At 65.0% G+C, this 23,347-nt stretch carries 18 protein-coding genes and 2 tRNA genes; 8 read left to right on the top strand and 12 right to left on the bottom strand.

Annotated features, from left to right (window positions below; translation table 11 throughout):
- Positions 1–108 precede the first annotated feature (108 nt).
- From AC0L21_RS07715 to AC0L21_RS07695, 5 genes are read left to right on the top strand one after another with little or no spacing between them, the layout of a single operon-like run.
- A complete protein-coding gene (locus AC0L21_RS07715) occupies positions 109–414 on the top strand; it encodes a hypothetical protein (protein WP_473260108.1) in 306 nt (101 codons plus the stop codon).
- Positions 415–471: 57 nt separating this feature from the next.
- A complete protein-coding gene (gene ihpA / locus AC0L21_RS07710) occupies positions 472–1,746 on the top strand; it encodes a divalent metal ion exporter subunit IhpA (protein WP_473259844.1) in 1,275 nt (424 codons plus the stop codon).
- Positions 1,743–2,720: a divalent metal ion exporter adaptor subunit IhpB gene (ihpB, locus tag AC0L21_RS07705; RefSeq protein WP_473259842.1), complete on the top strand. Its 978-nt coding sequence runs from the start codon at positions 1,743–1,745 to the stop codon at positions 2,718–2,720. Before ihpA ends, ihpB begins: the two co-directional genes overlap by 4 nt.
- Positions 2,713–5,931, top strand: a complete 3,219-nt coding sequence (locus AC0L21_RS07700; protein ID WP_473259838.1) for an efflux RND transporter permease subunit — start codon at positions 2,713–2,715, stop codon at positions 5,929–5,931. The genes ihpB and AC0L21_RS07700 overlap by 8 nt, the downstream gene beginning before the upstream one ends.
- Before the next feature lie 2 nt (positions 5,932–5,933).
- Positions 5,934–6,896 (top strand): cation diffusion facilitator family transporter, encoded by a 963-nt coding sequence (locus AC0L21_RS07695; protein ID WP_473259834.1) that lies wholly within the window; start codon positions 5,934–5,936, stop codon positions 6,894–6,896.
- A gap of 229 nt (positions 6,897–7,125) precedes the next feature.
- Here AC0L21_RS07695 and AC0L21_RS07690 read toward each other — a convergent pair whose 3' ends face one another.
- From AC0L21_RS07690 to AC0L21_RS07655, 8 genes are all read right to left on the bottom strand, one after another.
- Positions 7,126–7,986: a class I SAM-dependent methyltransferase gene (locus AC0L21_RS07690; protein ID WP_473259831.1), complete on the bottom strand. Its 861-nt coding sequence runs from the start codon at positions 7,984–7,986 to the stop codon at positions 7,126–7,128.
- A 128-nt stretch (positions 7,987–8,114) separates the two neighbouring features.
- Positions 8,115–8,191: transfer RNA gene (locus tag AC0L21_RS07685), tRNA-Val, on the bottom strand.
- A gap of 63 nt (positions 8,192–8,254) precedes the next feature.
- Positions 8,255–8,659: a GFA family protein gene (locus AC0L21_RS07680; RefSeq protein ID WP_473259829.1), complete on the bottom strand. Its 405-nt coding sequence runs from the start codon at positions 8,657–8,659 to the stop codon at positions 8,255–8,257.
- 87 nt (positions 8,660–8,746) lie between these two features.
- On the bottom strand, positions 8,747–11,170 hold the full coding sequence (gene lon, locus AC0L21_RS07675; RefSeq protein ID WP_473259826.1) for an endopeptidase La: 2,424 nt from the start codon (positions 11,168–11,170) through the stop codon (positions 8,747–8,749).
- A 322-nt stretch (positions 11,171–11,492) separates the two neighbouring features.
- Positions 11,493–12,764 (bottom strand): ATP-dependent Clp protease ATP-binding subunit ClpX, encoded by a 1,272-nt coding sequence (gene clpX / locus AC0L21_RS07670; protein ID WP_007603503.1) that lies wholly within the window; start codon positions 12,762–12,764, stop codon positions 11,493–11,495.
- 438 nt (positions 12,765–13,202) lie between these two features.
- Positions 13,203–13,838 carry an ATP-dependent Clp protease proteolytic subunit gene (locus AC0L21_RS07665; protein ID WP_473259823.1) on the bottom strand — a complete coding sequence of 212 codons (636 nt, stop codon included), beginning with the start codon at positions 13,836–13,838 and terminating at the stop codon, positions 13,203–13,205.
- Positions 13,839–14,158: 320 nt separating this feature from the next.
- A complete protein-coding gene (tig, locus tag AC0L21_RS07660) occupies positions 14,159–15,520 on the bottom strand; it encodes a trigger factor (RefSeq protein WP_473259820.1) in 1,362 nt (453 codons plus the stop codon).
- A gap of 173 nt (positions 15,521–15,693) precedes the next feature.
- Positions 15,694–15,778: transfer RNA gene (locus AC0L21_RS07655), tRNA-Leu, on the bottom strand.
- A 152-nt stretch (positions 15,779–15,930) separates the two neighbouring features.
- Between AC0L21_RS07655 and AC0L21_RS07650 the strand changes: the two genes are divergently transcribed.
- Positions 15,931–17,247, top strand: a complete 1,317-nt coding sequence (locus AC0L21_RS07650; protein ID WP_473259818.1) for a multicopper oxidase family protein — start codon at positions 15,931–15,933, stop codon at positions 17,245–17,247.
- A 1-nt stretch (position 17,248) separates the two neighbouring features.
- Here AC0L21_RS07650 and AC0L21_RS07645 read toward each other — a convergent pair whose 3' ends face one another.
- Positions 17,249–17,692, bottom strand: coding sequence for a GNAT family N-acetyltransferase (locus AC0L21_RS07645; RefSeq protein WP_473259816.1), 444 nt, complete (start codon positions 17,690–17,692; stop codon positions 17,249–17,251).
- A complete protein-coding gene (locus AC0L21_RS07640) occupies positions 17,692–19,191 on the bottom strand; it encodes an NAD(P)H-hydrate dehydratase (RefSeq protein WP_473259814.1) in 1,500 nt (499 codons plus the stop codon). Before AC0L21_RS07640 ends, AC0L21_RS07645 begins: the two co-directional genes overlap by 1 nt.
- Positions 19,192–19,572: 381 nt before the next feature.
- Between AC0L21_RS07640 and AC0L21_RS07635 the strand changes: the two genes are divergently transcribed.
- Both AC0L21_RS07635 and glnA read left to right on the top strand, forming a co-directional pair.
- Positions 19,573–19,911 (top strand): P-II family nitrogen regulator, encoded by a 339-nt coding sequence (locus tag AC0L21_RS07635; RefSeq protein WP_007603495.1) that lies wholly within the window; start codon positions 19,573–19,575, stop codon positions 19,909–19,911.
- A 149-nt stretch (positions 19,912–20,060) separates the two neighbouring features.
- Positions 20,061–21,470, top strand: a complete 1,410-nt coding sequence (gene glnA, locus AC0L21_RS07630) for a type I glutamate--ammonia ligase (protein WP_007603494.1) — start codon at positions 20,061–20,063, stop codon at positions 21,468–21,470.
- Positions 21,471–21,731: 261 nt separating this feature from the next.
- On the opposite strand, the gene AC0L21_RS07625 is transcribed toward glnA, so the two are convergent.
- Positions 21,732–22,505, bottom strand: a complete 774-nt coding sequence (locus AC0L21_RS07625) for a gamma-glutamyl-gamma-aminobutyrate hydrolase family protein (RefSeq protein WP_473259812.1) — start codon at positions 22,503–22,505, stop codon at positions 21,732–21,734.
- Between the two features lie 90 nt (positions 22,506–22,595).
- The gene (locus AC0L21_RS07620; RefSeq protein ID WP_473259810.1) at positions 22,596–23,300 is read right to left on the bottom strand and encodes a hypothetical protein; all 705 of its coding nucleotides are present in this window, start codon (positions 23,298–23,300) and stop codon (positions 22,596–22,598) included.
- Positions 23,301–23,347 lie beyond the last annotated feature (47 nt).

Below are 23,347 nucleotides of genomic sequence, written 5' to 3'. Positions count from 1 at the left end.
TCCCCCCCCCCCCCTGCCCCGCGGCCCCCCCCCCCAACCTTTTTAATCCGGCCCCCCCCCCCCCCCCCCCCCCCCCCCCCCCCCCCCCCCCCCCCGGGCGCCCCCCGCCTGTCTGTGCTGATCGCGGTTGTCTACCTGCTCGCGGGAGCGCTGCATGGCCTGCACGACATCGACGTGACCACGCCCGGTGGCGGCTCGGAGATCAGCGCGGTCCTCGACAGCTCCACAGATCACAACGACCACAAGGCCGTCGGCGGGCATCATTGCCATGGCTGCTTCTCGGTGACGGTGGCGCAGCCGTCGCCACCGGCCGCATCGATCGGGCTCGTGTCCGCATCGCGCCCGCAACGCGCACCCCGGCTCGCTGGCATTGTCCCCGATACCGACTCCCCGCCTCCCAAAGATATGGCCTGAACGGATTGGTCGGGCGCCACGCGCGCCCATTGGGTTCATCCTTTACAGGTCGGTTTCATGTTTTGCAGGGGAATGGCCGCGCGCCTGGCGTGCGCGGCAGCGTGTCTGATTGCCGGATTGGCGCTTGCGCCGTCTCACGCCCAGACACTGACGATGCGGAGCGCGCTCTCGCGCGCGCTGGCCACGAGCCCGCGGCTGACCGCGGCGGAGCGCGATGTCGGCATCGCCACGGGCCAGCGCATCCAGGCAGGTGCGCTTCTCAATCCGGAACTGACCTACGAACAGGACAATTCATTCGGGTCCGGCATCTATCGCGGCACGCGATCGGCCGAGACCACGCTCCAGATCAGCCAGGCCTTCGAGCTGTTCGGCAAGCGCGACGCGCGGATTGCAGCGGGTGTCGCCGGGATCGAGGTCGCCGCGATCCAGCGCAAGGCCGTCAGGCTGGAGGTGCTGTCGGAGACCGCGATCGCTTTCCTCAGCGTGCTCGGCGCACAGCGGCGCATCCAGATCCTCGACGAGCAGATCACCGCTATTGACCGGCTGACGCCGCTCTTGCGCCGCCGCGTCGAGGCCGGTGCCTCCTCGCCGGCCGAGACCGGCCGCGCGGAAGTGGCTTCCGCCCTGGTGAAGGCCGACCGCGAGCGCTTCAAGGCGACGCTGGCCAGCGCCCGGCGCGAGCTTGCAGTCCTGATGGGCGACGCGGCACCGAAATTCAGCGAGGTCTCCGGACGGCTCGACACCATGGGCCGGCCGCCGACATTCCAGTCGGTCGTCGCCGCGATCGATGCCAATCCGCAGCTGGTGCGCTGGACCGCGATCTATGCCCAGCGCAACGCCGAGCTGTTGCTGGCGCGGCTGCGGCCCTATCCCGACGTGCGGATCGCCGCCGGCTGGCGCCATTTCAACGAGACCAATGATGACGCAGCACGCCTCACCGTCTCGGTGCCGATCCCCGTGTTTGACCAGAACCAGGGCAATATCCTTTCGGCGCAGGAAAGCCTCGCCAAGACCAAGGCCGAGCGCGAGGCCAACCGCAACACGCTGATCGTGGTCGCAGGTCGCGCCTACGACTCGCTCCAGGGCTCGCTGCGCGAGCTCGCGGTGCTGCGCGAGAGCGCCATTCCCAAAGCCACCGAAGCCTCGGACGCCATCGCTCAAGGCTACGGCCAGGGCCGCTTCAGCCTGCTCGAAGTGCTCGATGCCCAGGCCAGCCTCACCCAGGCGCGGCTGCGCGAGCAGGAGGCGCTGCAGAATTTCCACGCGGGGGTGGCGACCATCGAAGGCCTCGTCGGCAATCCCTTCACGCTGGCGCGGGAGAGCGCACGATGAAGACGTCCTCCACCATCCTCGTCGCAATCGTTGCCAGCGCACTTGGCGCTTACGGCTATTCCCTGCTCGGTCCGTCCAGGGTCGAGCAGGCCGAACACGCCGCAGACAAGAAGCCGGAGAAGCCGAACGACCATGTCGAGCAGGACGAGCACGGCGCCGACCGGATCCGCATCTCCGACGTCAAGCTCGCAGCCGCGGGCGTGACGCTGGCGGAAGCCGGGAGCGTCACGCTGACCGACACGCTTGCCTTCAACGGCATCCTGCGCGCCAACCAGGAAGCCGTGGTGCAGGTGACGCCGCGCTTTCCCGGCGTCGCCAAATCGATCCAGAAGCGCATCGGCGATAGGGTCGGCAAGGACGATCTGCTCGCCGCGATCGAGAGCAACCAGAGCCTCACCGTCTACGAGCTTAAGGCGCCGCTTGCCGGCACCATCATCGAGCGGCAGATCTCGCTCGGCGAATACGCCTCCGAGCAGAAGCCCGCTTTCGTCGTCGCCGACCTCACCACCATCTGGGTCGATCTGTCCATCTATCGCCAGGATCTGCGGCGCGTCCGCCTCAACGACGAGGTGCTGATCGATCCCGACGACGGCCGCGGCGAGATCAAGGGCACCATCTCCTACATGGCCCCGATCGGCTCGAGCGAGACCCAGACCGCGCTGGCGCGCGTGGTGCTGGCAAATCCGGACGGACGCTTGCGTCCCGGCCTGTTCGTCACGGCACGGCTGATCCTCGCCGCGCGCGACGTCGCGGTCGCCGTGCGCAAAAGCGCGATCCAGACGCTGGAGAACAGGACCATCGTGTTCGTCCGCGAGGATGGCGACAAGATCGAGGCGCGCCCGGTGGAGCTTGGAGATTCCGATCCGCGCCATGTCGAGATCAGGGCCGGCCTTTCGGCCGGCGAGCATTACGTCGCGGAAAACAGCTTCGTCGTGAAGGCGGAGATGGGCAAGGGCGAGGCCGAGCATGATTGAGCGCCTCATCGCCGTCTCGCTGCAGCAGCGCTGGCTGGTCCTGCTGCTCGCGCTTGGCGCCGTCGCTTTCGGAGCCTGGAATTTCCAGCGCCTTCCGATCGACGCCGTCCCTGACATCACCAACGTCCAGGTCCAGATCAACACCCGCGCCCCCGGTTATTCGCCGCTGGAAACCGAACAGCGCATCACCTTCCCGGTGGAGACCGCCATGGGCGGCCTGCCGAAACTCGACTACACCCGCTCGCTGTCGCGCTACGGCCTGAGCCAGGTGACGGTCGTCTTCAAGGACGGCACCGACATCTATTTTGCCCGCCAGCTCGTCGGCGAACGGATCAGCCAAGTGAAGGACCAGCTTCCGGCCGGCGTCGAGGTCGCGATGGGACCGGTCTCGACCGGGCTCGGCGAAATCTTCATGTACACCGTCGAGGCCAAGGCGGGCGCGAAGACCCAAGGCGGCCACGACTATTCGCTGACCGATTTGCGCACCGTGCAGGACTGGATCATCAAGCCGCAGCTTCGCAACGTGCCGGGGGTGATCGAGGTCAACACCATCGGCGGCTTCGAGCGGCAATTCCATGTGCTTCCCGATCCCGGCAAGCTGATGGCCTACCGGCTCGGCTTTCGCGACGTCATGACGGCGCTCGCCGCCAACAATACCAACGTCGGCGCCGGCTATATCGAGCGCAACGGCGAGCAGTATCTGGTTCGCTCGCCGGGCCAGGTCGGCAATGTCGGCGAAATCAGGGACATCGTCATCGGCTCGCGCGGCGGCAATCCCGTCAGGATCAGGGATATCGCGACCGTCACCGAAGGTCGCGACCTGCGCACCGGAGCCGCGACGCGCGATGGCGACGAAACCGTGCTCGGCACCGCCATGCTGTTGATCGGCGAGAACAGCCGCACCGTGGCGCGCCGTGTCGCGGCCCGGCTTGAGGAGATCGCTAAATCGCTGCCCGACGGCGTCGTGACGCGGACCGTCTACGACCGCACCGATCTGGTCGAAGCCACCATCCGCACCGTCGAGAACAATCTGGTGGAGGGCGCGGCCCTGGTCGTGGCCGTGCTGTTCCTGATCCTCGGCAACATCCGCGCCGCGCTCGTGGTGGCCTGCGTCATTCCGCTGTCGATGGCCATGACGGTCACCGGCATGGTCGAGACCAAGGTCAGCGCGAACCTGATGAGCCTGGGTGCGATCGATTTCGGCATCATCGTCGACGGCGCCGTGATCATCGTCGAGAATTGCCTGCGCATGCTGGCCGAGGCCCAGCGCGAGAAAGGCGGGCTGCTCACGATCTCCGAACGGCTGCGCGCGATCCGGCGGGGGTCGCGCGAGGTCATCAAGCCGAGCCTGTTCGGAACGCTGATCATCGCGGTGGTCTACCTGCCGGTGCTGACGCTGACCGGCGTCGAAGGCAAAATGTTCACGCCGATGGCGCTGACGGTGCTGATGGCGCTGGGTGCAGCGGTGCTGTTCTCCATCACCTTCGTGCCGGCGGCGGTCGCGATCTTCGTCACCGGCAAGGTATCGGAACACGAAAACCTGTTCATGCGGCTGGCGAAGCGCGCCTACCTCCCCCTGCTCCGGCTTGCGATCGACCATAGCCTCAGCGTCGCAATCATGGCCGCCATCATCGTGGTTGCAAGCTGCGTTGCGGCCGCGCGCATGGGCGGTGAGTTCATTCCGAGCCTGGACGAAGGCGACGTCGCGCTGGCTTCGATCCGGATTCCCGGCACCAGCCTGACACAGTCGCTGGACCTGCAAAAGGCGCTGGAAAAACGCATCAAGCAGATTCCGGAGGTGAAGGAGTTCTTCACCCGCATCGGCACAGCGGAGATCGCAACCGACCCGATGTCGCCGGCACAGACCGACGGCTACATTATGCTGAAGCCGCGCGCCGAATGGCCCGACCCGGGCAGGTCCAAGTCGGACGTGATCGAGGCCATCGACCGTGCCGCCGACGACATCCCCGGCAGCGCTTATGAAATCTCCCAGCCGATCCAGTTCCGTGTCAACGAGCTGATCTCCGGCGTCCGCAGCGATGTCGGCGTCAAGATCTTCGGCGACGACCTCGACATCCTGCAAGGCGCGGCGAAACAGGTGGAGGCCGCGATCCGCGGCATACGCGGCGCCAGCGACGTCAAGATTGAGCAGGTCTCGGGCCTGCCGATCCTCACCGTCCGTCTCGACCGCCAGGCGCTCGCCCGGTACGGGCTCAGCATCAGCGAGGTGCAGGGCATCGTCGAGATCGCGGTGGGTGGCAAGTCGGCCGGCAAGCTGTTCGAGGGCGACCGCCGCTTCGACATTGTCGTGCGCCTGCCGGAACATCTGCGCGGCAATCTCGAGGCCATCCGGGCGATCCCGATCCCGCTGCCGCCGGGTGAGGAAGCAACAATCGGTGCGCCGATCCGGACGGCACTGCCCGGCTCCCTCCTCGCCCAGATGCGCTATGTGCCGCTGTCGTCGGTTGCCACCGTCGATGCGACGCCCGGCCCCAACCAGATCAGCCGCGAGAACGGCAAGCGGCGCATCGTCGTCACCGCCAACGTCCGCGCACGCGATCTCGGCTCCTTCGTCACCGAGGCCGAGGCAGCGGCCGCGGAGAAGGTCAAGCTGCCACCGGGCTACTGGATCGCCTGGGGCGGACAGTTCGAGCAACTGGTCTCGGCGACCAAGCGGCTGACGCTGGTGGTGCCGGTGGCGCTGCTGCTGGTGTTCCTGCTGCTGTTCATGGGCATGGGATCGGCGGCGGATGCGGCGCTCGTGTTCTCCGGCGTGCCGCTGGCGCTGACCGGCGGCGTTATGGCGCTGCTGCTTCGCGGCATCCCGCTGTCGATCAGCGCCGGCGTCGGTTTCATCGCCCTGTCGGGCGTCGCCGTGCTCAACGGCCTCGTGATCATCGCCTTCATCGAGCGGCTGCGCAGCGAGGGGCACCCCGTCGCCGACGCGGTGCGCGAGGGTGCGCTGACACGCCTACGTCCGGTGCTGATGACGGCGCTGGTGGCGTCCCTCGGCTTCGTGCCGATGGCCCTTGCCACCGGGGCCGGGGCCGAGGTGCAGCGGCCGCTTGCGACCGTGGTGATCGGCGGCATCATCTCCGCGACCGTGCTGACGCTGCTGGTGCTGCCGGCGCTCTACGTGCTGTTCCGCCGTGACGTGGCAAACGAAACGCCTACAATGGCGCCTGATTTGGCAGCGTCCGGGGAGCGGTAGAGGTGGGCAGCCACGACCATCACGGCCATCATCACCATGATCATAGCCACGGCCATGATCACGATCATGGTGGCCACGCGCATGTCCATGCCCCCGCCAGCTTCGGCAGGGCGTTTGCGATCGGCATCTCGCTCAACACCGCGCTGGTCGTGGCCGAGGCCGTCTACGGCTATATCGGCAACTCCACTGCCCTGCTTGCGGACGCCGGCCATAATCTTAGCGACGTGCTCGGCCTGGTCGTGGCCTGGTGCGCATCGATCGCGGCGCGGCGCGCGCCGAGCGGCCGCTTCACTTATGGCTTGCGCGCCTCCACCATCCTGGCGGCGCTGGCGAACGCGGTATTCCTGCTGGTCGCGACCGGCGCGATCGGCTGGGAAGCGTTCTTGCGCCTGCGTGAGCCGGAGCCGGTCGCCGGCATCACCGTGATGGTGGTCGCCGGCATCGGCATCCTCATCAATGGTTTCACCGCCATGCTGTTCGCGCGCGGACGCAAGGACGACATCAACATCGAAGGGGCCTATCTGCACATGGCGGCCGACGCCGCGGTCTCGCTTGGCGTCGTGGTCTCGGCGGCGCTGATCATCTGGACCGGCTGGCTCTGGCTCGATCCCGTCACCAGCCTCATCATCTGCGTCACAATCCTCTGGAGCACCACCAGCCTGCTCCGCGGCTCCATCGACATGTCGATGGCAGCGGCTCCCAAAGGCACCGACATTGCCGCGATCAGGGTGTTCCTGCTGGCACGTCCCGGTGTGTCCGCGATCCACGATCTCCACGTCTGGCCGATCTCGACCACCGAGACGGCGCTGACCTGCCACCTCGTCATGCCCACCGGCGCCGGCGATGCATTCCTGATGGAGACGGCGCAAATGCTGAAGCGCTCCCACCGCATCGGCCACACCACCCTTCAGGTCGAGACCCATCCCGACAATGGCTGCGCTTTGGCGCCGGATGATGTGGTGTGAGGTAGTTGCGTGCGGGCTCCAATCTCCGGTGTCGTCCCGGACAAGCGCAGCGAAGCGGAGCGCTGATCCGAGACCCATAACCACAGGGAGTAGTTTAACGAAGGCTCGTGATTATCAGCCTCGTGCCGCACTTCTCCCTAGGGTTATGGGTCCCGGCCCCCGTGCGCAATTGCGCACTAGGCCCGGACGACACTGACTGTTTGGCGCGGGGACGCGTGAACAGCGACGCCTACGCCGCCTTCGCCGTCACAATCCAGATCGCGCCCTGCAGCGCGACCGACTGCCCCTTCAGGAACGGCGCGAGCATTTCGCGGATCGAGGCTTTTGCCGCGGCATACGTCTCCGGCGGATGGCCCTGCAGCGCGCGGCTGGCGGGGCCGATCTGGAGCGAGCCCTCGACCGCGGCATCGAGCCCGCCGCCGATCGCGACATCCATCGCGAGATTGTGCGGCTCCATCGCGACGTCGACGAAGCCGGCGCCTTTCAGGATGCGCGTCACGCGCTCTTCCGAGGCAAAGGCGAACGGGCCCGGCTCGTCCGGCCCGACCGGCGGCATCTTGGGCACGTGTTTGTAGACGGCCATCAACGGCGCCATCATCCACGGATTTTCCTTCGGTTCGCGCCAGCAGGCAAACGCCAGCCGCCCCGTCGGCTTCAGCGCGCGGCGGAGGTTGGTGAAAGATGCGATCGGATCGGCGAAGAACATCACGCCGAACCGCGAGGCCAGCAGGTCAAAGCTCGCCGGCTCGAACGCATGCACCGTCGCATCCGCCAGCGCGAAATCCAGCGGCAGGCCTTTTGGCGCAAACGCGCGCGCCTGCGACAGCATCGGCTCGGAGACGTCGAGCCCGAGCGCGAAGCCATCAGGCGCGACAGCCTTCGCGAATGCGAACGTCGTCGCGCCGGAGCCGCAGCCGACATCGAGAACGCGCTCGCCCGGCTTCGGCCTGGCGCGGTCAATCAGCACATCGGCAATGGGTCCAAGCAGGCTCTCCTGCGCCGCATGGCGATCGGCCCAGCGCTGCCCGCTGGGGCCGTTCCAGTAAGCGATCTGATCGGCGTTTTGTTCGTGTCCGCTTGGTTGTTGCATCAGGGCCTCTGTGTCTCGGTATTGCCCGCCTGCGCCTATCGGCTTCTGCGCGGCAGCCTTCGTTCGCTTCGCGCCAATAACGTGTGAGGCTGGCTCGCCGAGCCGAAGCTCGCGAAGCGAGCAAAGGCTGGTGGGCGGTGAGAGATTCGAACTCCCGACCCTCTCGGTGTAAACGAGATGCTCTAACCAGCTGAGCTAACCGCCCCTCGCCGCTTCTTTATCCCCACCTGCCCCGAACGGGCAAGCGCGGAACTGCACTTCCTCGGCCTCAATCCCCCGGCCGTCCCGGCAGCAGTGGCACCGCGTCGATCCACACCGCCGCCGACTGGCACCAGATCTGCCTGACGGGCCGCAATTTATCGCGCTGGCGGATGCTGCCCCAGCGGATGCCCCAATCGTCCTCCTGGTCGCCCTCGCCGCTCGTGAACAGCGGGGAACCGCACTCGGCGCAGAAGTGCTGGAAGCGCATCCGACCGTTGTCGCCGCGCTTGCCGTAGATCCTGGGCGTGCCGGCGGTCAGCTTGACGTCGGCCTTGGTGCAGATCGCCGTCACCCGGAACGGCGACCCCGTTAGGGTCTGGCAGTCCCGGCAATGGCAGACCGACACCGTCTCCGGGTCGATCTCGGCTTCAAAGGTGATCTCGCCGCAATGGCATTGCCCGTCGATGTGCATCGTCGTCATCCGCTGCCCAAAACAAAATGCCCCACAATAAAAACGGCGCCCGAAGGCGCCGTTTTATCATCTTTTCGAGCTGCGATCTCAGTGAGCGGTCAGGCCGCCGGCGGCTTCGTCGCCGTCCGGCTTCACCGTCACCTTGGTGTCCTCTTCCCAGACGATCGGCACCGGCTTCTTGACCAGCGCCTTGGCGACGACATCGTCGAGGCGCGAGACCGGGATGATCTCCATGCCGCCCTTGATCGCATCGGAAATCTCCGTGAGATCCTTGGCGTTGTCCTCGGGGATCAGCACCGTCTTGATGCCGCCGCGGGCAGCAGCCAGCAGCTTCTCCTTCAGGCCGCCGATCGGCAGCACGCGGCCGCGCAGCGTGATCTCGCCGGTCATCGCGACATCGTGGCGGACCGGGATGCCGGTCATGACCGAGATGATCGCGGTGGCCATCGCCACGCCCGCCGACGGACCGTCCTTCGGCGTCGCGCCTTCCGGCACGTGCACGTGGATGTCGCGGCGGTCGAACAGCGGTGGCTCGATGCCGTAGACGATCGCGCGCGAGCGGACGTAGGACGCCGCCGCCGAGATCGATTCCTTCATGACGTCACGCAGATTGCCCGTGACGGTCATCTTGCCCTTGCCGGGCATCATGACGCCTTCGATCGTCAGCAACTCACCGCCGACATCGGTCCAGGCAAGGCCGGTGACGATACCGACCTGCGGCTCGCTCTCAATCTCGCCGAAGCGGTACTTCGGCACGCCGAGCAACTCTTCCAGAGTCTTCTCGGTGACCTTGACCGACTTCTTCTTGGAGATCATCAGCTCCTTCACCGCCTTGCGGGCGAGTGTGGAGAGCTCACGCTCCAAATTGCGCACGCCCGCTTCGCGGGTGTAGCGGCGGATCAAAAGCAGCAGCGCGTCGTCGTCGATCGAGAACTCCTTGGAGTCCAGACCGTGCTTGGACACCGCGTTCGGGATCAGGTGCTTGCGCGCGATCTCGACCTTCTCGTTCTCGGTGTAGCCAGCGATCCGGATGATCTCCATGCGGTCCATCAGCGGGCCGGGAATATTCAGCGTATTCGCGGTCGTGATGAACATCACGTTGGACAGATCGTAGTCGACCTCGAGATAGTGGTCGTTGAAGGTCGCGTTCTGCTCGGGGTCGAGGACCTCGAGCAGCGCCGAGGACGGATCGCCGCGGAAATCGGCGCCCATCTTGTCGATCTCGTCCAGCAGGAACAGCGGATTCGACGACTTCGCCTTCCGCATCGACTGGATGATCTTGCCGGGCATCGAGCCGATATAGGTGCGGCGGTGACCGCGGATCTCGGCCTCGTCGCGCACGCCGCCGAGCGAGACGCGCACGAACTCACGCCCGGTCGCCTTCGCGATCGACTTGCCGAGCGAGGTCTTGCCGACACCGGGAGGGCCGACAAGGCACAGGATCGGGCCGGTCAGCTTGTTGGCGCGCGACTGCACGGCGAGATACTCGACGATGCGGTCCTTGACCTTCTCCAGCCCGTAGTGATCCGCGTCCAGAACCGCCTGCGCGGCTTCCAGATCCTTCTTCACCTTGGACTTCTTGTTCCACGGGATCGACAGCAGCCAATCCAGATAGTTGCGCACGACGGTCGCTTCTGCGGACATCGGCGACATCTGGCGCAGCTTCTTCAATTCATGCTGCGCCTTCTCGCGCGCTTCCTTGGAGAGCTTGGTCTTGGAGATCTTCTCTTCGAGATCGGCGAGCTCGTCGCGACCGTCGTCGTCGCCGAGCTCCTTCTGGATCGCCTTCATCTGCTCGTTGAGATAGTACTCGCGCTGGGTCTTCTCCATCTGGCGCTTGACGCGCGAGCGGATGCGCTTCTCGACCTGGAGCACCGAGATCTCGCTCTCCATCAGGCCCAGCACCTTCTCCAGGCGCTGCGTGACCGACAGCGTCTCCAGGATGCCCTGGCGATCCGCGATCTTGACGGCGAGATGCGAGGCGACGGTGTCGGCGAGCTTGGCGAAATCGGTGATCGCCTGCACGACGCCGACGACCTCGGCCGAGATCTTCTTGTTGAGCTTCACATAGCTCTCGAAGTCGGACACGACCGAGCGCGCCATGGCCTCGGCCTCGACCGACTTCGCATCGGTGTCGGCGAGCGCAACCGCGGTCGCTTCGTAATAGTCGGCGCGATCGGTGTACTTCTGCACGCGCGCACGCTCGAGCCCTTCGACCAGCACCTTCACGGTGCCGTCGGGAAGCTTCAAGAGCTGAAGCACGCTGGCAAGCGTACCGGTCTCGTAAATGGAATCGGGTGCCGGATCATCGTCGGACGCGTTCTTCTGGGTCGCGAGCATGATCAGCGCGTCGTTCTTCATCACCTCTTCGAGCGCGCGGATCGACTTCTCGCGGCCGACGAAGAGCGGAACGATCATGTGCGGGAAGACGACGATGTCGCGCAGCGGCAGCACAGGATAGGCGTGCGTTTCGCCATGAACGATGGCTGGCCTGGGTTTTGGATTGGTCATGGCCTTTTCCTTTTGCTTTGCCCCCTTGCACGCAGCCCGCCATGCTCATGCGCAACCGCCACAAGGTGCCGAGGTGATCCGCTAAACCGGTCGGTCCTTTTGAGGTTGGACCGGCCTGCCGGATCGGAACTGAGGCGAATCTTGAAGAGAATTTTTGCTCGCCGCCGACATTAGGTGGCTATCGACTGGGGGGGTGTCAAGTCATTGAAAGACGCGCGCCATCAGGCGCTTACGCACGCGAATAAAGCGACGCAACACCGGCTGCGGAGATACCTTCCGCAGCCTTGCTTGAGGAGACGATTGGAGCGTTCCAGCGCCGAAATCAGGCGCTGGCGTTCTCGACGGCGCGATCGGACCGATCGGCGTAGATGTAGAGCGGACGCGCCGTTCCTTCCACGACTTCGCGGGAAATCACGACTTCTTCCACACCTTCGAGGCCCGGCAGGTCGAACATGGTCTCGAGCAGGATCGCCTCCAGGATCGAGCGCAGTCCGCGCGCACCGGTCTTGCGCTCGATCGCCCTGCGGGCAACCGCGCCAAGCGCCTCGTCGGCGAAGGTCAGCTCGATGTTCTCCATCTCGAACAGCCGCTGGTACTGCTTCACCAGCGCGTTCTTCGGCTCGACCAAGATCTTCTTGAGCGAAGCCTCGTCCAGATCCTCCAGCGTCGCCACGACGGGCAGACGGCCGACGAACTCAGGGATCAGGCCGTACTTCAGGAGATCCTCCGGCTCGACGTGACGGAAGATTTCGCCGGTACGGCGGTCTTCCGGCGCGAGCACCTGAGCGGCGAAACCGATCGAGGTCGACCGACCGCGTGCCGAGATGATCTTTTCGAGGCCCGAGAACGCACCACCGCAGATGAACAGGATGTTGGTGGTGTCCACCTGCAGGAATTCCTGCTGCGGATGCTTGCGGCCGCCCTGCGGCGGGACCGAAGCCACCGTGCCTTCCATGATCTTGAGCAATGCCTGCTGCACGCCCTCACCCGACACGTCGCGCGTGATCGAGGGATTGTCGGACTTGCGGCTGATCTTGTCGATTTCGTCGATATAGACGATGCCGCGCTGGGCACGCTCGACATTGTAGTCGGCGGCCTGGAGCAGCTTCAGGATGATGTTCTCGACGTCCTCGCCGACATAGCCGGCTTCGGTCAGCGTCGTCGCATCCGCCATCGTGAACGGAACGTCCAGGATGCGGGCGAGCGTCTGCGCGAGCAGCGTCTTGCCCGAGCCGGTCGGACCGATCAGCAGGATGTTCGACTTCGCAAGCTCAACGTCGTTGTGCTTGGTCTGGTGGTTGAGGCGCTTGTAGTGATTGTGCACCGCGACCGAGAGGACCTTCTTCGCATGGTTCTGGCCGATCACGTAATCGTCCAGCACCTTGCAGATTTCCTTCGGCGTCGGAATCCCGTCGCGCGACTTCACCAGCGAGGATTTGTTCTCCTCGCGAATGATGTCCATGCAGAGCTCGACGCACTCGTCGCAAATGAAGACCGTGGGACCCGCGATCAGTTTGCGAACTTCGTGCTGGCTCTTGCCGCAGAACGAGCAATACAGCGTGTTCTTGGAGTCGCTCGTGCCGACCTTACTCATTCATGTCTCCGTCCGCGGTTCGATCCCGTCCGCTCGATCGCCCTATTCCGGCACGACAGCCGGTACAGTCCTTCAAATAGAGCAAATTCCGTACCAAAAAAGACCCTACGTTGCATGCCGTGCGAATCACGGTCACTCGATTCCCCGCGATCATAGCCGATCAGTCGTAGCGAACCATGCTGTCACCCGACTATCAAGAATTCGCTAATCGGGGGTCGCCGGCTACCCGTGACAATACCGTGATTTCCGGTCTTGGCACGGGCGAAGTGATCGAAATCACCCCGGCGTTGCTGGATTGCCACGAAAAACAAGCACGAAAGCGGAACTTTCTGCCTGTCGCAGGGCGCAAAACTACGTTTTGCGACGCGCGCACGTGTCCTTAACGTGAACGCTCCCTGATGGCGCCGGCGAGCCCGAAGGTTCGCCGCCGCAGTAGTGCTACGGAGTCTTCGGCGCCGCGGTTTCCTCGGCGCGCTTGTCGATGACCTTGTCGACCAGGCCGAACTCCTTGGCGTCGCTCGCGGTCAGGAACTTGTCGCGTTCCAGCGCGTCCTCGATCGCCTTGTAGGTCTGGCCGGTGTGCTTCACGTAGATCTCGTTGAGGCGCTTCTTCAGGTTCAGGATTTCCTGGGCGTGCAGCATGATGTCGGTGGCCTGGCCCTGGAAGCCGCCGGAGGGCTGATGCACCATGATGCGCGCGTTCGGCAGCGAGAAGCGCATGTCCTTCTCGCCGGCGCAGAGCAGCAGCGAGCCCATCGAGGCAGCCTGGCCCGTGCACAGTGTCGAGACCGGCGGACGAATGAACTGCATGGTGTCGTAGATCGCAAGGCCCGACGTCACCACGCCGCCCGGCGAGTTGATGTACATCGAGATTTCCTTCTTCGGATTTTCCGCCTCAAGGAACAACAGCTGCGCGACGATGAGCGTCGACATGCCGTCCTCGACCGGCCCGGTCAGGAAGATGATGCGCTCTTTCAGAAGGCGCGAGAAAATGTCGTAGGCGCGCTCGCCACGGTTGGTCTGCTCGACCACCATGGGCACGAGGTTCATGTAGGTTTCAACCGGATCGCGCATGAGTCACCTAGGTTTTGAAGAGGCGGACATCGCCAGGCCCGGCTGCCAGTCGGAGCTGGATCTGCCGGAAGGCCGATGGACGTCCCGTGATGCAGGAACTTGATAGTAGAAGAGCTTGGTAGAAGCAGAAGGCGTAGCGACAGATATAGCCCAATTCGCGCCTGACAAGTGCGGAGCGAATTAAGGCTTAATCCGTGAGGCAGTTGAAGCTGATTCGTACAAAGAGGCCCAGCCGGCCAACTGGCTAGCTCGACCTCTTCGCTGATCATCCTTAATGCAAGGCTATCCCAAAGGCTCTCCTAAAGGCTCTTCGGGAGCCCTCAGGCGGCGGTCTTTTCCGCCTCGTCGTCCTTGTAGAGATCGTCGCGCGAGACCTTCTTCTCGGTCACCTTGGCAAGCTCGAGGATGAAGTCGACGACCTTGTCCTCATAGATCGGTGCACGAAGCTGGGCCAACGCTTGGGCGTTGCTGCGGTAATAGTCCCAGACCTCCTTCTCGCGGCCCGGCATCGAGCGCGCCCGCTCGATCACGGCGCGGCCGACCTCGTCGTCGGTCACGGAGATCTTGTTCTTCTCGCCGATCTCGGAGAGCACGAGGCCGAGCCGCACGCGGCGGTCGGCGATCTTGCGGTACTCTTCCTTGGCGGCGTCTTCAGTGGTGTCTTCGTCGGCGAAGGTCTTGCCGGCGGAGTCCATCTCGGCCTTCACCGAGTTCCACATCAGATTGAACTCCTCGTCGACCAGCGAGGGCGGGGCTTCGAAGCGATGGGCCTCGTCGAGGCGGTCGAGCAGCGCGCGCTTGACGCGCTGGCGCGTCGCGGTCGCGAACTCGGCGACCAGCCGCTCGCGCGCCGCTTCCTTCAGCTTGTCCAGCGATTCGAGGCCGAGCGTCTTGGCGAACTCGTCGTCGATCGCGAGATCCTGCGGCGCCTCGATCAGCGTCGCGGTGGTCTCGAACTCGGCTGGCTGGCCGGCGAGCTTTTCGTTCATGTAGTTCTTGGGGAACGCCACCTTCAGCGTGCGGGTCTCGCCCGCGCCGATGCCGATGAGCTGCTCTTCGAAGCCGGGGATGAAGGTGTTGGATCCGATCACCACCTGGATGCCCTCGCCGGCGCCGCCCTCGAAGGCTTCGCCGTTGATGGTGCCCTTGAAGGCGACGGTGACGCGATCACCCGACTCGGCCTTGGCGCCCTCGTCCTTCGCGGCATAGCCGCGGTTCGAATCGGCGATGCGCTTGATCGCCTCGTCGACGTCGGCGTCGGTGACTTCGGCGACGGGCTTCTCGACCTCGAAGGTCTTGAAGTCGGCGAGCGCGATCGACGGCACCACCTCGATCGCAACAGTGTAGGTCAGATCGGTTTTGCCGTTGAGCAGCTCCTCGACCTCGGCCTGCTCGGTCGGCATGGTGATCTTCGGTTCGGTCGCAAGGCGGAAGCCGCGCTCGGAGAACAGCTGCGTGTTGGTGTCGCGGATGGTCTGGTCGATGGTCTCGGCCATCACCGAGCGGCCATAGACCTTCTTGAGGTGCGTGACCGGCACCTTGCCGGGACGGAAGCCGTTGATGCGAACCTTGTCCTTGAGATCGACGAGCTTGGCACCGGCCTTGGCGTCGAGATCAGACGCGGGAACGCTGATCTTGAACTCGCGCTTCAAACCTTCCGAGAGGGTTTCTGTGACCTGCATGGTGTCCAATCTTCTTTTCGTTCGGTCCCGGCGCGCATGCGTCGGGACGCTGTCATTAATCGATCCGGCGCGAGGCGAACGCCTCAACGCCGGTGGTTCATCGGACCGGCTTCCGGCGGACAAACATCCGCGCGGGAGCAGATCGCGTTATCCGTGCAAACGCTGAAAGCGCTTGGTGCGGGCGGAGGGACTCGAACCCCCACAACTTTCGTCACTGGAACCTAAATCCAGCGCGTCTACCAGTTCCGCCACGCCCGCGTAAATTTGCATCAAGACCGGCCGCGATGCCGCGGGCGGCGGGCTTATAGCATGTGCCCGCCTGTTCGCAGCAAAAAAATGGCCCGATAGAGGCAGGCTTCAACTAGGCACGACGGCTGGACTTATCCAGCTCGGCGTGGTCCGGATCGGCCATGAAAACGCGGATCTTCGACCCGACGAGGCGCGAGGTTTTGGCCGGACTTGGCGCCGGACTTGGCGCCTCTGCGGCCGGGCTGATGGCGGGCGGCGCAGTCCCGGCCATGACCGCCCAGCTCGCCCTTCAGGCAAGGCCGGCGACGCTGGCTCTGAGGCCGGGGCAGCCGGCTACACCCATCTGGGAGCTGGCCGCCGTAAGCCACCTCGGGGATGTCCGTCTCAAACGTGGCGACCGCTGCGAGGTGGTCTTCCGCAACGGCCTGCCTGTACCGCTTGCACCAGTCTGGTACGGCCTCAACGGCCCGGCCGCCGCCGACCCGCTTCGGGGACGCGCCCCGACGGCCCCGGAAGCGACGGAAACATCAATCGTTTCAGTGCCAAACGCGGGAACCCTGCTGGCCGACTTCCGGCTGTTCGAGGACGGCCTGAAGCAGCCCGCCCGCCCGCTTCCGATCATCGCCACCGAGACCAACGCGGTCGCCGCCGATCGCGACGTGGTGCTCTTGATCGAGGAATGGCGGCTGCGGCCGGATGGGACCGCGCTTACCCCGGGCCGGGACCCGAAGGACACATCCCCGCTCTTTACCATCAACGGAACGACTTCATTCGAACTCTCAGCTTCGGCGAATGAGCGGCTGCGGCTGCGCTTTATCAACGGCTCGCAACGTTCTGTTCTGGCGATCAAATTGGAAGGTCACGAGGTCCAGGTGCTGGCCCTGGACGGACAGCCGGCCGAGCCGTTTCCGGCTCGCAACGGCGCGCTGGTGCTGGCTCCCGGCGCACGCGCCGACGCCTTCGTGGATGCGGCCACATCGGCCCCATTCCTGCTGCATGACGGCCAGGAGGCGCGCCAGGTCGGCCGCCTGACCGTCTCCGGCAAGCTTGAGCGGCGCGCGCCGCTGTCGCCGCCGCAGCCGCTCCCTCCGAATGACCTGCCCGACCGGCTCGATCTGAGGGGCGCCCTGCGATTTGATGTCGCGCTCGGGGCGGCCGACGCCGGGTGGGTACGGCCCGCAAATTTCTCGACGTCCTCCGCCCCCGTCTTTCGCACCAAGGCCGGCCGCACCGTCGTGTTGGCCCTCAAGAACCCCGCCCCCGTCGCCACCGTCTTCCATCTCCACGGCCACCATTTCCGCCTGCTCGACAAGCTCGACGACGGCTGGAAGCCCTATTGGCTCGACACGCTCGCGATCGAACCCGGCCAGACCCAGCGCATCGCGTTCGCTGCGGCCTCCCCCGGGCGGTGGCTGATCGAATCCGTCGTAACCGATTGGGCCGCGCCGCGGTTGGTGCGCTGGTACGGGGTGGAGTGAGCTATCGGCCTGGACGCATCCAAAGATAGCGAGCGTCCGGTTCTTTCTCCTCGTTTCGGGTCCCGTCGGTCTGCTCGATCAGCGTGAAGCCGCGCGCTTCATAGAAGCGCCGCGCCAACGCGTTGCGCTGGAAGGTCCAGAGCTCCAGCCGTTCGCAGGCGCCTTTGGCGACCTCGAGGAGTTCGGTGCCAGTCCCACCCCCTTGAACAGCAGGAAGCACGTAAAGCTGCTCGACCCAGCCGTCACGGAACGCGATGATCCCGCTCAATACATCGCCGTGGAAGCGTCCCCACACGCGGCACGTCGCGAAGACACGCTCGCGGTAGAACCAGCGATCCTCGTCCGGCGTATGCAGCCCAGCGAGCCAGGGCATCGCATTGTCGAATGCGGCCCGGTGAACCTGCGCCGCCGCGCCCATATCGGTGAGCGCGAGCTGCCTGAGCATCAGTATTCGATCCCCAGCGCACTATAGATTCGCCGGTGCACGGCCGGCAGCGTCTCGGTGAGATCTTCTGCGATCAGCCCCGGCCCCGCCTCGCTCCCGGCTTCGCCATGCATCCACACGGCGATGCTGGCGGCCTCGAACGCCGGGACGCCTTGCGCCAGCAGCCCTGCGATGATGCCGGCGAGCACGTCGCCGGCACCCGCGGTGGCGAGCCAGGGCGGTGCGTTGGCGGCGAGGGTGGCGCGGCCGTCGGGCGCGGCAATCGTGGTGTCCGCGCCCTTCAGCAGCACGACCGCGCCGGAGCGCTCGGCGGCGGCGCGCACGCGCTCGATCTTCGAGCGCCCCGGATGCTTATTGCTGAGGTCGGAGAACAGCCGCGGGAACTCGCCCTCGTGCGGCGTCAGCACCACCGCCTTGTCCTGCGACGTCCTGATCGATTCGAACAGGCGCTCGGGATTGGCGGCAAAGCTCGTCAGCGCATCCGCGTCGAGCACCAGGCGCCGCTGCGCATTGAGCGCCGTGTGAACGAGATCGCAGGTGCGCTCGCCGACCCCCGCGCCGGGGCCGATGATGCAGGTGTTGTAACGCTTGTCGCCGAGCAGCTCGCCGAACTCGATGGCGGTATCGACGGGGCGAACCATCACCGCGGTGAGCGCAGCCGCATTGATGGCCAGCGCATCACGCGGCGTGGCCAGAGTCACCAGGCCCGCGCCGGCGCGCAGCGCCCCGCGCGCGGCGAGCCGCGCGGCACCGGTCGCCGCCGCATCGCCCGAGACCGCCAGCACATGGCCGCGCGCGTATTTGTGTCCGTCGATGCGCGGCACCGGAAAGGCCACGCCCCAGAAGTCCGGATCGTTTTCGAATATCTGCGGCGCGATCTCGTCCAGCACCTGCGGGTCGATGCCGATGTCGGCGACGCGGACGTGGCCGCAATGCATCCGCCCCGGCAGCAGCAGATGCGCCGGCTTCTTGCGGAAGAAGGTGACGGTCTCGGTGGCGTTCACCGCCACGCCCAGCACGGCCGCGCTGGTGCCGTTGATGCCGCTCGGCAGGTCGACCGCGAGCACCGGCGCACCGTTGGCGTTGATTGCCTCGATCATCTCACGCGCCTCGCCCTCGACCGGACGGCTCAGGCCCGCGCCGAAGAGCGCATCGACGATCAGCGCCGGTCGCCCGATCGCCTGCGGGTTGAACGGGAGCACCGGGTGTTTCCAGCCCCGCGCGGCCGAGGCCGCATCGCCCTGGAGCTGGTCGCGCTCGCACATCAGGATCACCGAGACCTCGCGGCCTTGCGCGGCGAGCTCGGCGGCTGCGACAAAACCGTCCCCGCCATTGTTGCCGGGGCCGGCCACGATCAGGATCGGCCCCTGCTCCACCAGCGCGTTGGCGGCCTCGGCGACCGCCTGGCCGGCACTGAGCATCAGCTTGAAGCCGGGGGTGCCTGCCGCAATGCTGAGCTGGTCGGCACGCTGCATTTCGGCGTTGGTCAGAACTTCCATGCCACTTCCCTGTCCAAAAGCCTTCTCAACAGGCACGTTCCGCGCCGGCCCATGCACCGGAACAACGATCTGCACAGATATTGAACCGTTTGCCTATTTCGTAGTCTGCGGTATTTTGTGCGGGTCGGCGTCACCTATCAGAGCTGCACGTTAAAAGGCTGATAACGCTCCAATAATCAGGGCATTTGCAACTTGGCATAGACCCTGCTTTCGCGGAAGTCGCTTCGGTTCGTCGTGCTCACTGGCATTTATCAGGGTGTGGCCGGCCGTTGTTGCCGGACTGGTCAGGGATCCCGGCATAGCGAAGACAAGATCGTGCGTCATGAAAAGCGCATCCTGACGAAGACGTTGCTATTTGTTCGAAAGGCCGGGAGGCGCGCAGTGAAGAAAATCGAAGCCATCATCAAGCCATTCAAGCTCGACGAGGTGAAGGAAGCGCTTCAGGAAGTCGGCCTTCAGGGCATCACCGTCACCGAAGCCAAGGGCTTCGGCCGGCAGAAGGGTCACGCCGAGCTGTACCGCGGCGCAGAATACATCGTCGACTTCCTGCCCAAGGTGAAGATCGAGATCGTGATCGGCGACGATCTGGTCGAGCGCGCCATCGACGCAATCCGCCGCGCCGCGCAAACCGGGCGCATCGGCGACGGCAAGATCTTCGTCTCCAACATCGAAGAGGCGATCCGCATCCGAACCGGCGAATCCGGGCTGGACGCTATCTGAGCCGGGTGCTATCCCGCATTTTGCGACATTCTGACAAGAAATAGGCTGCTTCGGCGGCCTCATTTTGTTTGTGCCTCGCGCGCCTCAAGAAGCGTGAACACGGTCGCTCGAAGTTTGGAAACCGACCCGCAGAGCCAAAAGGGGTATGCATGAAGACCGCCAAAGACGTCCTGAAATCGATCAAGGACAACGACGTCAAATACGTCGACCTGCGCTTCACCGATCCGCGCGGCAAGTGGCAGCACGTCACCTTCGACATCAGCATGATCGATGAGGACATTTTCGCCGAAGGCACGATGTTCGACGGCTCCTCGATCGCCGGCTGGAAGGCGATCAACGAGTCCGACATGTGCCTGATGCCCGATCCGGTGACCGCGACGATCGATCCGTTCTTCGCCGAGACCACCATGGTCATCACCTGCGACGTGCTCGAGCCGACCACCGGCGAGCCCTACAACCGCGATCCCCGCGGCATCGCCAAGAAGGCCGAGGCGATGGTGAAGTCGATGGGCGTTGGCGACACCGTGTTCGTCGGCCCCGAAGCCGAGTTCTTCGTGTTCGACGACGTGCGCTTCTCCGCCAATCCCTACAGCACCGGCTTCCGCCTCGACTCCTCGGAGCTGCCGACCAACTCCGACACCGAATACGAAGGCGGCAATCTCGGCCATCGTGTCCGTACCAAGGGCGGCTACTTCCCGGTGCCGCCGCAGGATTCCGTGCAGGACATGCGCTCGGAGATGCTCGGCGCCATGGCCAAGATGGGCGTCAAGGTCGAGAAGCATCATCACGAAGTCGCCTCCGCCCAGCACGAGCTCGGCATGAAGTTCGACACGCTGACCTTGATGGCCGACCACATGCAGATCTACAAATACTGCATCCACCAGGTCGCGCACATCTACGGCAAGACCGCCACCTTCATGCCGAAGCCGGTCTTCGGCGACAATGGCTCGGGCATGCACGTGCACCAGTCGATCTGGAAGGACGGCAAGCCGGTGTTCGCCGGCAACAAATACGCCGACCTGTCGGAGACCTGCCTCCACTACATCGGCGGCATCATCAAGCACGCCAAGGCGATCAACGCCTTCACCAACCCGTCGACCAACTCCTACAAGCGTCTGGTTCCGGGCTATGAGGCCCCCGTGCTGCTCGCCTATTCCGCGCGCAACCGCTCGGCCTCCTGCCGCATCCCCTACACCGCTTCGCCGAAGGCCAAGCGCGTCGAGGTGCGTTTCCCCGATCCGCTCGCCAATCCCTATCTCGGCTTCGCCGCGATGCTGATGGCCGGCCTCGACGGCATCAAAAACAAGATCGATCCGGGTCCGGCGATGGACAAGGACCTCTACGATCTGCCGAAGGAAGAACTGAAGCAGATCCCGACCGTGTGCGGCAGCTTGCGCGAGGCGCTCGAAAACCTCGACAAGGACCGCGGCTTCCTGAAAAACGGCGGCGTGTTCGACGACGACTTCATCGACGCTTACATCGAGCTGAAGATGACCGAAGTCGCCCGCTTCGAAATGACCCCGCATCCGGTCGAGTTCGAAATGTACTATTCGGGCTAAGCGGCCGGAACGACTACCATGCACGAAAGGCGCCCCTCGGGGCGCCTTTTTTGTGGTCATCAAGTTTCGTTCTGCGTCTGACTCCACTTCGTTCTCAAAGAACGAATCGGAATCGAGAAAACCGGCGCGCACCATTTCTTGATAGCTGGTTTATTCCGCCCGAGAGATCGAGGTCGCCTTCACGCCGTCACCCGACAGCGACTGGATTTGCTTCGCTGCGCTCACGATGACGATGGTTATAGGCCTCGGCGCGCCCTGCAGCTACGCCGCCGCGCGCTGCTTCGCCACCATGGCCTCGCCAAACGCCTCGAACAGTTTTCGGTTGATCGGATTGTGCTGCGGATCGTACTCGGCGTGCCATTGCACGCCGAGCGCAAAGGCCTTGGCTTCCGCGATGCGGATCGCCTCGATGGTGCCGTCCTCGGCAATGCCCTCGATCAGCACGCGCTTGCCGGGATCGAGGATGCCCTGGCCGTGCAGCGAATTCACCCTGATCTTGTTACAGCCGAGCAATTCTGCGAACGCGCCGCCCGGCGTCAGATCGACGTCGTGACGATCGGCGAACACCACTGTCGGATCGGGGTGGATCTCACCGTTCTCAAGCCTCGGCATGCGATGGTTCATGCGGCCCGGGATTTCGCGGATCTCGGGATGCAGCGAGCCGCCGAAGGCGACGTTCATCTCCTGGAGGCCCCGGCAGATGCCGAACAGCGGGATACCGCGGGCAACGCAGGCGACCGAGAGCGCCAGCGCCACCTCGTCGCGGTGGATGTCGTAGGGCTCGTGCGCCTCACACGGATCGACGTTGAAACGGGTCGGGTGGACGTTGGCCCGGGCGCCGGTGAGCACGACGCCGTCGACGGTATCGAGCAGCGCGCCGATATCCGTGATGTCGGGCGACCCCGCGAACATCACCGGCAGGCCGCCGGACACCTCGGCCACCGCGCGCAGATTACGCTCGCCGACCATCTGGACCTGAAATCGATTTTCAACGCGATGGGCGTTCCCGATCACGCCGACGACCGGCTTTCTCATCTCCCGTTCAGACCTCTCGCCGAAGACGATTCTCCAAACATGCCCTTGGGGTGGAACAAATTCAACAGAAGGGTACGCGGGACGGCAATGCTATTTTCGCGCAAATGCCTCCCGGGCCTCGATCGCGCCGCCGAGGGGCAGGCCGGCGGCCTTCAGCGCGGTCGCCGCCGCGTCTCCCGGCGTGGCCAGCCAGGGCAGTTTCGTCTCGATTCCGCGCGTCACGGACTCCCCGAGCACGCCACCGAAATCAATCGGCCAGAGCCCGTTGGGCACCATTTCGGCGGTAAGGCCATGGAGTGCATAGCCGTCGCCCAGGACCGCCTCCGCACGGTCGCCGGCGACCAGGCGCGCCGTCGCGGGGTCGAGGGGATCGCCAAAGCTCACGAGCACGGGCATTAGGTCCCCCTGCACCGCGACGACGCCGGTCTGCCGGTTGAGCTCGTTGAACGAGACGCGGTTGCCGCGCGCGGCGCCATAAGCGCGGAGCGCGACATAGTTGATGTCATCGAGATCGAGCTTCGCGCCCTGCTGATGCGCGAGCAATGCCACCACATTCTTTCCCCGGCCGAGTTCGACGAACACAGCCTCGCCGCGCATCGTGGTGCGTCCGCCCCGGCTATAGCCGCGATCGGGCACGACGGACAGAATGCCCGCCCCGGTCTTGATCCCGTCAGGCGTCGTCACCGCGACCGTGAGGCGATATTTGTGACCGGGCCGGTTGATCCGGATCTGGTCGCCGACCACGAGCACGGCGACAAGGCCGAGCAGACCGGCCCACTTGCTGATGAAACTCAAGCGCCCTCACCTGTTCTTTCCTCATCGCTCTGCACCGTTCACGCGCC

It is taken from the genome of Bradyrhizobium sp. WSM4873, from assembly GCF_055811355.1.
The sequence above is the reverse complement of the archived record's forward strand: the minus strand, read 5'-3'. Positions and strand labels throughout refer to the sequence as shown.

Excerpts from the sequence above, each read along its gene's own strand:
- ihpA (WP_473259844.1), top strand. The coding sequence starts at position 472 with ATGTTTTGCAGGGGAATGGCCGCGCGCCTGGCGTGCGCGGCAGCGTGT.
- ihpB (WP_473259842.1), top strand. The coding sequence starts at position 1,743 with ATGAAGACGTCCTCCACCATCCTCGTCGCAATCGTTGCCAGCGCACTT.
- AC0L21_RS07700 (WP_473259838.1), top strand. The coding sequence starts at position 2,713 with ATGATTGAGCGCCTCATCGCCGTCTCGCTGCAGCAGCGCTGGCTGGTC.
- AC0L21_RS07690 (WP_473259831.1), bottom strand. The coding sequence starts at position 7,986 with ATGCAACAACCAAGCGGACACGAACAAAACGCCGATCAGATCGCTTAC.
- AC0L21_RS07680 (WP_473259829.1), bottom strand. The coding sequence starts at position 8,659 with ATGCACATCGACGGGCAATGCCATTGCGGCGAGATCACCTTTGAAGCC.
- lon (WP_473259826.1), bottom strand. The coding sequence starts at position 11,170 with ATGACCAATCCAAAACCCAGGCCAGCCATCGTTCATGGCGAAACGCAC.
- clpX (WP_007603503.1), bottom strand. The coding sequence starts at position 12,764 with ATGAGTAAGGTCGGCACGAGCGACTCCAAGAACACGCTGTATTGCTCG.
- AC0L21_RS07665 (WP_473259823.1), bottom strand. The coding sequence starts at position 13,838 with ATGCGCGATCCGGTTGAAACCTACATGAACCTCGTGCCCATGGTGGTC.
- tig (WP_473259820.1), bottom strand. The coding sequence starts at position 15,520 with ATGCAGGTCACAGAAACCCTCTCGGAAGGTTTGAAGCGCGAGTTCAAG.
- AC0L21_RS07650 (WP_473259818.1), top strand. The coding sequence starts at position 15,931 with ATGAAAACGCGGATCTTCGACCCGACGAGGCGCGAGGTTTTGGCCGGA.
- AC0L21_RS07645 (WP_473259816.1), bottom strand. The coding sequence starts at position 17,692 with ATGCTCAGGCAGCTCGCGCTCACCGATATGGGCGCGGCGGCGCAGGTT.
- AC0L21_RS07640 (WP_473259814.1), bottom strand. The coding sequence starts at position 19,191 with ATGGAAGTTCTGACCAACGCCGAAATGCAGCGTGCCGACCAGCTCAGC.
- glnA (WP_007603494.1), top strand. The coding sequence starts at position 20,061 with ATGAAGACCGCCAAAGACGTCCTGAAATCGATCAAGGACAACGACGTC.
- AC0L21_RS07625 (WP_473259812.1), bottom strand. The coding sequence starts at position 22,505 with ATGAGAAAGCCGGTCGTCGGCGTGATCGGGAACGCCCATCGCGTTGAA.